The sequence below is a fragment of the Pandoraea sputorum genome (genome assembly GCF_000814845.2).
Lineage (GTDB): Bacteria > Pseudomonadota > Gammaproteobacteria > Burkholderiales > Burkholderiaceae > Pandoraea > Pandoraea sputorum.
In genome coordinates, this window is sequence record NZ_CP010431.2 from 4,392,341 (window position 1) to 4,404,967 (window position 12,627).

10 protein-coding genes are annotated in these 12,627 nt (G+C 62.1%); 5 read left to right on the forward strand and 5 right to left on the reverse strand.

Annotated features, from left to right (window positions below; translation table 11 throughout):
* Positions 1-11: 11 nt before the first annotated feature.
* From NA29_RS19335 to NA29_RS19350, 4 genes are read right to left on the reverse strand one after another with little or no spacing between them, the layout of a single operon-like run.
* Positions 12-425: a PPC domain-containing DNA-binding protein gene (locus tag NA29_RS19335; RefSeq protein WP_039400626.1), complete on the reverse strand. Its 414-nt coding sequence runs from the start codon at positions 423-425 to the stop codon at positions 12-14.
* Positions 422-958, reverse strand: a complete 537-nt coding sequence (locus tag NA29_RS19340; RefSeq protein WP_039400630.1) for a PPC domain-containing DNA-binding protein — start codon at positions 956-958, stop codon at positions 422-424. The genes NA29_RS19335 and NA29_RS19340 overlap by 4 nt, the downstream gene beginning before the upstream one ends.
* The gene (locus NA29_RS19345) at positions 955-2,532 is read right to left on the reverse strand and encodes an acyl-CoA synthetase (RefSeq protein WP_039400633.1); all 1,578 of its coding nucleotides are present in this window, start codon (positions 2,530-2,532) and stop codon (positions 955-957) included. The genes NA29_RS19340 and NA29_RS19345 overlap by 4 nt, the downstream gene beginning before the upstream one ends.
* Before the next feature lie 28 nt (positions 2,533-2,560).
* Complete coding sequence (locus NA29_RS19350) at positions 2,561-3,727, reverse strand: acetyl-CoA acetyltransferase (protein ID WP_039400636.1); 1,167 nt, start codon at positions 3,725-3,727, stop codon at positions 2,561-2,563.
* Between the two features lie 689 nt (positions 3,728-4,416).
* On the opposite strand from NA29_RS19350, the gene NA29_RS19355 reads away from it, so the two are divergent.
* The 3 genes from NA29_RS19355 to NA29_RS19365 all read left to right on the forward strand — a co-directional run bounded on the left by NA29_RS19355 (position 4,417) and on the right by NA29_RS19365 (position 8,172).
* Positions 4,417-5,436, forward strand: coding sequence for a TRAP transporter substrate-binding protein (locus NA29_RS19355; protein WP_039400640.1), 1,020 nt, complete (start codon positions 4,417-4,419; stop codon positions 5,434-5,436).
* A gap of 15 nt (positions 5,437-5,451) precedes the next feature.
* A complete protein-coding gene (locus NA29_RS19360; RefSeq protein WP_052253316.1) occupies positions 5,452-7,314 on the forward strand; it encodes a TRAP transporter large permease in 1,863 nt (620 codons plus the stop codon).
* A gap of 102 nt (positions 7,315-7,416) precedes the next feature.
* A complete protein-coding gene (locus tag NA29_RS19365) occupies positions 7,417-8,172 on the forward strand; it encodes an SDR family NAD(P)-dependent oxidoreductase (RefSeq protein ID WP_039400643.1) in 756 nt (251 codons plus the stop codon).
* Between the two features lie 45 nt (positions 8,173-8,217).
* On the opposite strand, the gene NA29_RS19370 is transcribed toward NA29_RS19365, so the two are convergent.
* Positions 8,218-9,162 (reverse strand): LysR family transcriptional regulator, encoded by a 945-nt coding sequence (locus tag NA29_RS19370; protein WP_039400645.1) that lies wholly within the window; start codon positions 9,160-9,162, stop codon positions 8,218-8,220.
* 181 nt (positions 9,163-9,343) lie between these two features.
* Between NA29_RS19370 and NA29_RS19375 the strand changes: the two genes are divergently transcribed.
* Together NA29_RS19375 and NA29_RS19380 are read left to right on the forward strand one after the other, a co-directional pair.
* Positions 9,344-10,609: a sigma-54-dependent Fis family transcriptional regulator gene (locus NA29_RS19375; RefSeq protein ID WP_084103947.1), complete on the forward strand. Its 1,266-nt coding sequence runs from the start codon at positions 9,344-9,346 to the stop codon at positions 10,607-10,609.
* An 840-nt stretch (positions 10,610-11,449) separates the two neighbouring features.
* Entirely contained in the window at positions 11,450-12,610 is a 1,161-nt protein-coding gene (locus NA29_RS19380) for a porin (RefSeq protein WP_039400647.1), read from the forward strand.
* Positions 12,611-12,627: the final 17 nt, after the last annotated feature.

The window sequence follows — 12,627 nt, forward strand, 5'->3', positions numbered from 1 at the left end:
CAAACCTTCACTCAGGCAGGCAACCACTCCTGCAACGTCACCTCGATGGTAATGAACGAGAGATTGCCGCCGCGCACGAAGCGTCCCGCGAACATGCGCCCCTCGGTGTCCGCCACCATGCCGTGCAGCATCGGCATGGCACTCGCCGCCCCCGGGCGTGCATCGACCTCACCGAACACGTTGAGGATCTCCACCCCGGGACCGTTCACCACCCTCTCGCGCCAGCCGTCGCCCGCGCGAAACGCCAGCCTTGCATCGATCAGACTCCCGACCGCGCCACGCACGATCGCGCGCGCAATCGCATGTTCGGCGCACAGCGCCTCGATGCTTTCCGTCAGATCCTGATTCGGCTTCAGACGCGCCACCACCAACCTGCCTAATGTGCCATTCTCGATGGCGACCGGAACATCCAGCGCGACGCTCATGACAGTTCTCCCGCCACCGGACGCAACAGATGGAACCGCGTCTCCTCGTCGTCGCCCGTCACGTAACCGCCGTGCGCAAAGAGACACAGACGAATCACCACCGGTTCGTCTCCGGCCCACGTGTGATCGAGAATCAGATGCCCGCCGTGTGGCTCGCCCGACGGATCGGAGAAGCCCGCATGGCAATGCATCAACGTCGCGCCATCGGCCGTTCGGCCCACGGTAATCGCGCCGCCGATCAGATCGACTTCGCGCATCTCGTCGACCGGCTGACCATAGCCGAAGGGACGATCCGCATCCGTCGTGTTCTCGATCATGTGGTACCGCAGACCTCGCGCGGTCCCCGCACAGAAACGCCCGACGCCGCCGCCGTACGCATAGCGGGATAACGCCGCGCGCAAAGCCTCGCCGAGATTGGCACCAGTCCGGATCGTCACGCGCAGTTCGTGCTGCCCGCTCAACACGCAGTCTTCCACACGGGGTAACGTGGGGGCGCCTGCATGTTGAAAGACCCGTGAAAGCGCAGGTTTCATAGTCGATAGTCTCCTTGCTCTTCGAGCATCGTCTTGATTTGCTTCTTCACGATCTTGCCGTAGCCCGATTTGGGCATGGCACTCCAGAACACGAAGCGACGCGGCCACTTGTAGCGGGCAATACGCGCTTCGAGATGTCCGAGCAGTTCATCGGCCTGAGCGGCCATGCCTTCCCGGGCGACCACTACCGCAAGCCCACTCTCCCCCCACTTGGGGTCGGGCACGCCAAGCACCGCACACTCCGACACGCAAGGATGCGTGAGCAGCGCTTCCTCGATCTCGCGCGGATAAACGTTCGAGCCACCCGAGATGTACATGTCCGACGCCCGGCCCGTGATGTACAGGAACCCCTGCGCATCCACATGACCAAGGTCGCCGGTGTGGAACCAGTCGTCCTTGAACGCCTTGGCGTTGGCGTCCGGATTGTTGTGATACCCCATGAAGACGGCCGGACCGCGCACGCAGATTTCACCCGACGCGAACGCCGGTTGGCGTTGCCCCTGCTCGTCCAGAATCGCCACTTCCATGCCGGTGCGCGGCAACCCGCATGTGCCGACGCGTGCATCGGGCGCATCGTCGTCATCGCTATGCAACCACGGCGGCAGCACCGTGATGTTGCCCGTCACCTCGCCCAGTCCGTAGTACTGCACCAGCACGCGCCCCAGCTTATGTAACGCGTACTTCTGATCGGCGCGGTACATCGGCGCGCCCGCATAGATCACGAAACGCAGCGAGCTATGGTCGTAGCGGTCCACCGCCGGATCTTCCACCAGCATCTTGACGATGGTCGGCACCGTGAACATGTTGTCGACCCGATGACGCTCGATTGCCTGCCAGACCTGTTCCGCATCCATCTTCTCGCCCGGCAACAACACGCTGGCCGCGCCGCGCGCGGTGTTGACGATGGCGTGAATGCCCGCGCCATGCGAAAGAGGGGCGACGACCATCGAGCGGCTGCGATACGTGATGCCAGGCATCAGATCGGCCAGGTGGTTGGTGACGACGAACGCCATCTGCCCGTGCGAGAGCACGCCTGCCTTCGGATGGCCGGTTGTGCCCGAGGTGTAGAAGAACCACAACGGATCTTCGTACTCCACCTCCTCCTCGTACCCCTGTGCACCCATGTGTTCGGCGACGAGCGTCTCGTAGTGCAGCTCGCCCGCACGCGGCGCACCGAGGGCGATGACGTGGCGCAATGCGGGCGACGCCGCACGTACCGCATCGACGTGGCCTTCGAAACCCGCGTCGTAAATCATCACGCAGGCGCCGCTCGACTGCCCCAGATACGCCGCTTCGGGCGCGGTGATACGGAAGTTCGTCGGCACCCACACGGCCCCGAGGCGAAACGCAATCCACGCGCTCTCGAAAATCGGCAGGTTGTTGCGCGAATGCACGAGCAACTTGTCGCCCTTCTTCACGCCGAGCTTGCGCAGCGCGTCGACGGCAGCATTCACGCGGGCGTCGATCTCGCCCCACGTCGCTACGTTGTCGCCGACGATCAGACCAGCTTCGTCCGGGTGCCGCCGCGCGACGTCGGCCAACAACCGGCCGAGGTTCATGACCTTCTTGAGCATTTCTCGTCTCCTTGATCGCCCGGCACGCTTAGCGCGCTTCGAGAATGCTCACGTAGTTCGCCACGGCCGCGCCGCCCATGTTGAAGACACCCGCCAGCTTCGCATCGGGAATCTGCATGTCGCCCGCCGTACCCGTCAGTTGCATCGCCGCCATCACGTGCATCGAGACACCGGTAGCCCCCACCGGATGCCCCTTCGCTTTCAGACCGCCCGACGGATTGACCGGCAGCAGCCCGTTCTTTTCCGTCAACCCTTCCGCAAGAACACTCGCGCCCTGCCCCGGCTTGGCCAGCCCCATCGCTTCGTATTCGATGAGTTCGGCGATGGTGAAGCAGTCATGCGTCTCGACCAGCGACAAGTCCTTCAGCGACACCCCGGCCACGCCCAGCGCCTGACGCCACGCATGCTGACCGCCTTCGAATGCCAGCGGATCGCGTCGCGAGAGCGGCAGATAGTCGTTGACCTGCACGGCGGCGCGAAAGCCGACCGCCTTGGGCATGCTGCGTGCGACGTCCGCCTTGGAGATGACGAGTGCAGCCGCACCGTCCGACACCATCGAGCAGTCGGTGCGCTTGAGCGGACCGGCCACGAACGGGTTCTTCTCCGAGACATTGCGGCAGAAGTCGTAGCCGAAGTCGCGACGCATATGGGCGTACGGATTCACCGAGCCGTTGCGGTGGTTCTTCGCGGCAATGCGCGCGAGCGCGTCGGACTGATCGCCGTAGCGGTCGAAATAGGCCTGCGCGATGGTGCCGAACACGCCTGCGAAGCCGCCGGGAATCCCGGCCTCCTCACGCGCATACGAGCATTTGAGCAGCACTTCACCGACCTGCGGCGTGGCGAGTTCGGTCATCTTCTCGAAGCCGATCACGAGCACATGTGTGGCTTTGCCCGCTTCGATGGATTGCAGCCCGCCGTGCACGGCGGCCGAACCGGTCGCGCACGCATTTTCGTAGCGCGTGGCGGGTTTGAAACGCAGGCCGGGAATGCGGTTGAAGATGAGCGACGAAGGGAAGTCCTGATACAGGAAACCGCCGTTAAAGGTACCGACGTGAATGGAATCGATCTGTTCGGGCGAGAGGCCCGCATCGTCGAGGGCGGCCTGGGCGACGTCGGCCAGCAGAACCTCGGCGTCGACGTTATCGAGTTTGCCGAACTGGGAGTGGGCCCAGCCGGTAAGGCATGCAGCAACCATGAAGTGTCTCCGGAAAATTGGGGTCATCCAGACTCCGGTGAGCAATTTCGATGCCAGATCCCTGCAAGGCGTCTACGTACGGTCGACGTGGGCAGCGTAACGCCTGATCTGTCACATCGACGGCTCGGTCAGTCGTCGTTGCGAGGTCGTTCTCTTGCCGCGCTTGTGGCGCATGCGGTGCTTGTGGCACCTGTGCAATTGACGCAAGCGTAAAGCGGGAGCCACCGGCCCATCAAGTGAATTCTTAAGCACGCCGGATGAAGAAAATTTGCTGTGCCGCAGCAATGTCCGACATGCCGAAATGCGTGCGACACCTGTCGCACCGGGCGTGGCGACATTTGCGACAGGTGTCGCAAGGCGTCGACGAAATGCGACAGGTGTCACACCCGCATGTTTGCTGGGTTCGGCCGAGCCTCGCTCGCGCAGCAAATCGCACCATACCCGCGACACGCTCGCGAAGGCTTGTTGCGCCTGATGAAAGGCGCGCGGCCGACACGCGGCACCGCCCCCGGGATTTCACTAATGCTTAACAACGTAAGGGTTTTCCCGTTCGGATGCCGAACTGGCATTCGATTTGCGTAAGATTAGCCAGCCACTTTTCCGAGTTGGCCGGGTCGTTGCATGGCAGCACGTGTGCACGGCCCGCGCTTCAGACGCAGTCACCAAACCAATAAACAGGAGACAGCAGTATGAGCACCATGGACCGCCGCCACTTCATCAAGGTTGTGGCCGCCACATCGGCCGCCGCCGCTACGGGGTTGTATCAGACGCAGGCGCACGCTGCCGAATTCACATTGAAGTTCGCCAATAACCTGCCGGTCAGCCATCCGATGAACATCCGCGCCAAGGAGATGGCGCAGAAGATCGCCGAACAATCAAAAGGCCGCATCGACTTTCAGATCTATCCGAACAATCAGCTCGGATCCGACAGCGATATGCTGAGCCAGATTCGCTCGGGCGCAATCGACTACTTCACGCTCTCGCCGCTGATTCTCGGCACGCTCGTGCCGGCCGCGCAGATTTCGGGCGTGGGCTTCGCGTTCAAGGACTACAGCCAGGTGTGGGCCGCCATGGACGGCGATCTCGGTGCGCACGTGCGCGGCCAGATCGCAAAGACGACCGTGTTCGCGTTCGACAAGATCTGGGAGAACGGTTATCGCCAGATCACCACGAGCAGCCGTCCGATCAACTCGCCGACCGACCTTAAAGGCCTGAAGATCCGCGTGCCGACGAGCCCGCTGTGGACGTCGATGTTCAAGGCGTTCGATTCGTCGCCCACGTCGATCAACTTCGCCGAAGTCTATTCGGCCCTGCAAACGCACATCGTCGAAGCGCAGGAAAACCCGCTGGCGCTGCTGACCACGGCCAAGCTCTACGAAGTTCAGAAGTACGTCTCGATGACGAACCACATGTGGGACGGCTTCTGGTTCCTCGCCAACAAGCAGAAGTGGGACAAGCTGCCGAAGGATCTTCAGGAGATTGTCACCGCCAACGTGAACGCCGCCGCCGTGGCGCAACGCGACGACGTGCGCAAACTCAACGAAGGTGTGACGGCCGAGCTCAAGCAGAAGGGTCTTGTGTTCAACGCCCCGAACAACGAGCAGTTCCGCGACAAACTTCGCGCCGCTGGTTTCTACGCGGAATGGCACAAGAAGTTTGGCGATGAAGCATGGGCCATGTTGGAAAAGTACACTGGGAAGCTCGCGTAAATGGAAACGTTGACGATGACGGCCGAGCCGACGCACGCGCTCGCCCGCCTCTTCTGCCACGTCAACCGCGCGGTGATGAAAGTCACCGAGGCGGTTGCCGTGCTGCTGGTGGTGGCGGAAACTCTCATCCTGCTCGCGGGCGTGGTCTCGCGTTACGGGTTCGACAATCCGCTCACCTGGTCGGATGAGCTCGCGCAGATGCTGTTCATCTGGCTCTCGATGCTCGGCGCGGTGCTTGCCCTCGACCGGGGCGAGCACATGCGCTTGTCCGCCATCGTCAACAAACTTCCCGCTGCCTGGCGCGACTGGTTTCAGACCATGGCCGCGCTGACGGTGTGCGTGTTCGTTGCGCTCATCATCATGCCCGCGTACACGCATGCCATCGAACAGATGGACATCACCACGCCGGCGCTGGAAATCCCCGACGGGCTGCGCGCAGCCGCTCTGCCGGTGGGCGCGGCGCTCATGCTCATTGCCGCGATCTCGCGCATGGCGCGCTGCTCCAGTGCGCGTCAGTTCGGCCTCGGCGTGCTGTTCGTCGCCGCCCTCGGTGCGGCGCTCTGGCTCGGCCGTCCCGCGCTGATCGCGATGGGCAACTACAACTTGCTGATCTTCTTCGTGCTGATCGTCGGCGCATGCGTGGCCGGTGGCATTCCGATTGCGTTTGCCTTCGGGACCGCCACGCTCGCCTATCTGGCGCTCGTGACGGACGCACCGCTGCAAATCGTCGTCAGCCGCATGGACGAAGGCATGTCCGGCCTCGTGCTGCTGTCGGTGCCGCTGTTCGTGCTGCTGGGCGCGCTCATCGAGATGAGCGGTCTGGCGCGTAGTCTGATCGAGTTCATGGCGTCGCTGCTCGGCCACGTGCGCGGCGGCCTGCAATACGTGCTGCTCGGTGCGATGTTCCTCGTCTCGGGCATTTCCGGCTCGAAGGCGGCCGACATGGCTGCCGTTGCTCCGGCACTCTTCCCCGAAATGCAACGGCGCGGCTCGAAGCAGGAAGACCTGGTGGCGCTGCTGTCCGCCACGGGTGCCATGACCGAGACGATTCCGCCGAGCCTCGTGCTCATCACCATCGGTGCGGTGTGCGGCGTGTCGATCACTGCGCTCTTCGTCGGCGGCCTGCTACCCGCCGTGATCGCCACGCTTGCCATCGTCGTCGTGTGCTTTGCCCGCTCGCGCAAGGAAGCGCCGAGCGCAGCACGCCGCGCACCGTGGGGCGTCATCGGCAAGACGTTTATCGTGGCCCTGCCTGCCCTCGCGCTGCCGATCCTGATCCGTACGGCGGTGATCGAAGGCGCGGCTACGGCGACGGAAGTCTCGACCATCGGTATCGCGTACACGATCGTGATCGGGCTGATCGTCCACGCCTTCAAGAAGCACCTGAACTTCAAACGCCTCTATCCGCTGCTCACGGAAACGGCCGCACTCTCCGGCGCGATTCTGCTGATCATCGGCATGGCGACGGCCATGGCCTGGGCGCTCACACAATCGGGTTTCTCCGCGAAGCTCGTCGGCCTGATGCATGGTGTGCCGGGCGGACAAGTCGGCTTCCTGCTCATCTCGATGGTCGTGTTCATCGTGCTCGGCAGCGTGCTCGAAGGCATTCCGGCCATCGTGCTGTTCGGCCCGTTGCTGTTCCCGGTCGCCCGCTCGCTCGGCATTCACGACGTGCACTACGCGATGGTCGTCATCCTTTCGATGGGGATGGGCCTGTTCGCACCGCCGCTGGGCGTGGGTTTCTACGCTGCGTGCGCCATCGGCAAGACGTCACCCGACAAGGTGTTCAATCGGATGTGGACCTACATGGGCGCACTGCTCGTCGCCCTGCTCATCGTGGTCTTCATCCCCTGGATCTCGATCGGTTTCCTGAAATAACGCTAACCCCTTAACGGTTTCGCGGTATCACCGACGGGCTCCGCCGCGCAGCTGGCGGCGGGGCCCGTGCTGTAGCCATCAGTACATTTAGGAGTCCATAGCATGACGGAGAAGGTAGCAGTAGTCACGGGCGGTGGAATGGGTATCGGCGCCGCCATTTGCGAACGTCTGGTCAAGGACGGCATGACGGTTGTCGTGGCCGATCTGAACGAAGGCGCGGCGACCGAGACGGCCGCAGCGCTGAGTGCATCAGGTGGCCGCGCGTGGGCGCTGGGCATGAACGTGGGTGAGGAGGCGTCGATTGCCGACGGCTTCGCGCAGATCGCCAAGCGGCATGGGCGCTGCGACGTGCTGGTGAACAATGCGGGCGTCGCCAAGACGTTCCCGTTTCTCGACTACCCGCTCGATCACTGGCATCAGGTCATGGCCGTCAATCTGACGGGCACCCTGCTGTGCGGACAGCATGCCGCGCGGCTCATGCGCGAGCAGCGCTGGGGACGGATCGTCAATCTGGCGTCGGTCGCGGGCATTCTCGCCAGTGCCGGACGCACGGCTTACGGCACGTCGAAGGCCGCGGTCATCGGTTTGACGCGCCAGATGGCCATCGAACTCGCCCCCTTCGGTATCACCGCCAATGGGATCGCTCCCGGCCCCATCGACACGCCGCTGACCAAAGTGCTGCACTCGGACGTTTCGCGCCGTCACTACACGGAGACGACGCCGCTCGGACGCTATGGACAGCCGCATGAAATCGCTGGTGCGGTGAGCTTTCTCGCGTCGGACGACGCGTCGTATATCACCGGCCATATCCTGCCGGTCGACGGCGGCTTCGTTGCCGCCGGGATTCTGGAAATCTGACGAAGGCTGGCGCGACGGGATCGTCGCGCACAACGCCTCTTGGCCTCAAAGCACGCTGGTGTCCGGCAGATCGGGCACCAGCCGCGCGCCGGGCGCACGCTGCATCTCGCGCCACACGCTGCGCGCATTCTCCACGAACGTCGCCACGCACGGATTGTGATTGTCCCGGCTCCATAGCAGCGCCACCTCGGCCACCGGTGCGTTGCGCAGCGGTTTGAACACCGCATTGCCCGACGCACTCGCGCTGCTCATCGACATCGGCACCATCGCCACACCCAGCCCTTCCCCCACGAGGTTGATGATCGTTTGCTGAAGGTTCGTTTCGAGCCGGATGTGCGGCGAAAAACCGGAGCGGCGGCAGTGAGTTACGACCAGATCGTAGACGAGCGGCGCGATCTCGCGCGGAATGCTCACGAACGACTCCTCGGCAAGCTGTGCGGCGTCGAGCACGCGCACCTTCGCCAGCGGGTGCGTGCGCGGAATCACCGCCACCATCTCTTCGCGAAACACCGTTGCCGTGTCGAGGCCGGTCAGATCCTCAGGGCGATACATGATGCCGACGTCGGTCTGGCCAGCGCGCACCGCCTCTGCCAGCAGGTTCGGCAGCGTCTCCGCAAGCTTCATGTCGACGCGCGAGAACGCCGCTGCGTAGGTCCGCGTGAGCGCGGGCAGGATGTTGTACGCCGAAGACATCATGAAGCCGACCGTAATCGCGCCATCTTCCCCACGGCTTGCCGCCACCACGTTGCGACGCGCCCGATCGACGGCGTTGAGGATTTCCACTGCGTCCTGATAGAAGCGATTACCCGCCCGCGTGAGCCGCACGCTGCGGTTCGTCCGTTCGAACAACTGCACGCCCAGTTCCGCTTCCATCAACGCAATCTGACGCGAGAGCGGCGGCTGGGAGATGTGCAACTGCTGGGCTGCGCGGCCAAAGTGCAGTGTCTGCGCGAGTACCACGAAGTACTGGAAATGGCGCAACTCGATCATTTGATACCCCTGAGGTATTAATAGCGCATCAATATTGTATTGGATGTTATGACTGCGCGGTCGTATCCTGCTTTGGCGGTAGGTCACCCGAGCCGGCCGCGACATAAAGAGACGTCAGGAATCGCCAGGCCACAAGCCACCGACGGCGCCCTTTCGTACCAATACGAGAAGGAGACAAGTCATGCCCGCTCACCTCGCTGTAGCGTCCGCCCCCGCTCGACCTGTCGGCCACGCCGCCCCCCTCGGCGCAGCCAGTGCCCATAGTGCCAATACCGCATTCAACAACATTGCCGCGCTTGCCGAGCGTGTCGTACGCGTGCCAGCCGCTCCAGCCCCGGCCCAGGCCTCCCATCAACTCAGGCCCGATTACCTCGCCATCGACGATCTGTGCGGCACCGACGCCCGCATGCGCGATTTGCTCGCGCGCGGCAAACGCTTCGTCGACCGTGGCCTGCCCGTATTGATTCTCGGTGAGACGGGCACGGGCAAAGAGTTTCTTGCCCGCGCGTTGCACGAGTACAGCGAGCGACGCAGACAGTCGTTCGTCGCCATCAATACGGCGTCGCTGCCGGAGCATCTCATCGAGAGCGAACTGTTCGGCTATCAGCGCGGTGCGTTCTCCGGCGCGTTGCCCGGGGGGATGAAAGGGAAGATGCAGCAAGCCGATGGCGGCACGCTGTTCCTCGACGAAATCGGTGACATGCCGTACGCGATGCAAACGCGTTTGCTGCGCGTGCTATCGGAACGTGAGGTCACACCCCTAGGGGCAAGTCAGCCGGTGCCGGTGGACGTCCAACTGATCTGCGCTACGCATCAGGATCTGGCAAGCGCCGTCGCACAAGGCACGTTCCGTGAAGACCTCTACTACCGGATTGCCGTCGGCGTGCTGACGCTGCCCACCTTGCGTGAGCGCGGCGACAAGTGCGAACTCATCGCGCGCATGTTGTGCGACGAATGGCCGGAGATGCGTGTCGACCAGGCGCTCGCGCGCGTGACGCCCGACGCGCTCTCGTGCCTGCTCACGCATGCGTGGCCGGGGAATTTGCGTCAGATGCGCGCGGCATTGCGATACGCGTGTGCCGTGATGAGCGGGGAAAGAGTGTGTGTGGACGATCTGCCGCCGGAACTTGCGTCGTCGCGTACATTGCATTCGACACCTCCGGTGAATCGCCACGAAGAGGCGCGCGACGCTCGGATCGAGGAAACGGCCCATACCGTCAGCATTGCTTCGCACACGCAATATCGTGCACATGACGCGTCACACGAATCACACGATCAGGAACGCGAACGCATTCTGCAAGCACTCGCACAGCATCGCTGGAACATTTCAGCGGCCGCGCGCACGTTGGGATTTTGTCGTGCATCGCTATATCGCAAGCTCAAGCAGTTGAGCATTCCGCATGTTCGAGACTGCGGCGAAGCCCTCAGCACAAGGCATTACGCCTAGTTTTTCCCACAAGAAAATTGCAGGCAAAAAAAAGCGCGGCCAATGAGGCCGCGCCAAGGTTTGGAGACTTTTCACTCAACGCAAAAGTCTACTTCTCGCGGAACGTAGTATAGGTGCGCATGCGAAAATCATTGTCATCATTCGACGCAATGAATTATTCGGAGACTCGCAATAGTCCGTAAAACCCCATAAATAAAGGCCTTTTTGGCACGCAACGATTTCATGCGCTTGCCAACATCTCGGAAATGGCTCAATGCGCGCGAGTAAGTGAGCCCGATGACAGCCAGATGGCAGCCACCTGACATGACGATGAATCGCTCTCTATATAGCGACGTCGCACATCGCAGCAACGCACTCAACTCTTCATACAAATTCACATCGCACTTTTCATGCGACGCATCGGGCGCGCGAGACGTCACCGCCGCATGCATTCACCGCGATGGAACTTAACGCGAACATGCATGTCGCGCGCAAAACCCGTGCTGGCAACGCTTCGCGCGCGCTTTCACTTGCACACCACACTGTGTCCCGAGCGCAACACACATCACTTGCATCGCGATTTCTCGCCTACGCTTAATCAAGCCAATCCCTTGTCCGACAACGCTTTAGGACGCGTCTCACAGATTCTTTTCATATCTGAAATAGATTCTTGCGGATTCTGAAATAGGCGGGAGTAGCGGTGACTCATACACTGCCCCCTGTCAACAGAGCAGTGCCGATAGCTGTACGGGTCCGCGAGTGATGAAGCGTGATGAATCGTCACCTCGACATGTTCTGTTTCGCCGCGTTCTGTTTACACGCGAATTCTGCGATTCGTGTCACGTTACTGGAGCTTAAACCATGAAAAAAACTCTTCTTGCCGCTGCCGTCGTCGGCGCGTTCTCGATGACCGCGCACGCTCAAAGCAGCGTCACCCTGTACGGCTTGATCGACGCTGGCGTCGCTTACACGAGCAACTCGACGACGTCGTCGGCTTCGGGTTCGAAGAACTTCCGTGCAACGAGCGGCCTGATCAACGGCAGCCGTTGGGGCCTGAAGGGCTCGGAAGACCTGGGTGGCGGTAACAAGGCCATCTTCGTGCTGGAAAACGGTTTCTCGATCAACAACGGCACGTCGGGCCAAAACGGCCGCATGTTCGGTCGTCAAGCCTTCGTTGGTCTGCAAAACGACCGCTTCGGCGCTGTGACGATCGGTCGTCAGTACGACTCGCTGGTCGACTACCTGGCACCGCTGACCCTGAACGGTTCGTCGTTCGGCGGCACGATCGCTTCGCACCCGTATGACAACGACAACACGAACAACTCGTTCCGTGTGAACAACTCGGTCAAGTACTCGAGCGCCAACTACAACGGCCTGACGTTCGGCGGCCTGTATGGCTTCTCGAACAAGGCTGGCGACTTCGCCAACAACCGTGCATTCAGCGCCGGCGTGAACTACGCAAACGGCCCGCTGACGGTTGCTGCTGCTTACTTGGAGCGTCAAGGCAATCCGGGTAACAACAACGGCACGGGCGCTGTCGACACGTCGGCAGGCGGTGATTCGGTGTTCCAGTCGTCGAAGCAACGCGTCTGGGGTATCGGTGGTAACTACGCCTTCGGCCCGGCAACGGTCGGCCTGGTGTACACCCACACCCAACTGCAAGGTCTGACGGGTCTGAACTACAACAGCACCGCAGTTGCTTTCGGCAACGACGGCCTGAAGTTCGACAACTTCGAAGTCAACGGTCGCTACATGCTGACCCCGGCAGTCTCGCTGTCGGCCGCGTACACGTACACGATGGCCAAGCAAGATTCGACGGACAAGAAGCCGAAGTTCCACACCGTTACGCTGCAAGCTGACTACCGTCTGTCGAAGCGCACCGATGTGTACCTGACGGGTTCGTACCAGCACATCTCCGACAACGAAGGCACGGGCCTCCAAGCCGGTGTCGGCGCTGCCGGCGGTATGTCGTCGACCAGCTCGCAAACCGTTGTGGGCACGGGCATCCGTCATCGCTTCTAAGCATCGAAGTGGCGTGA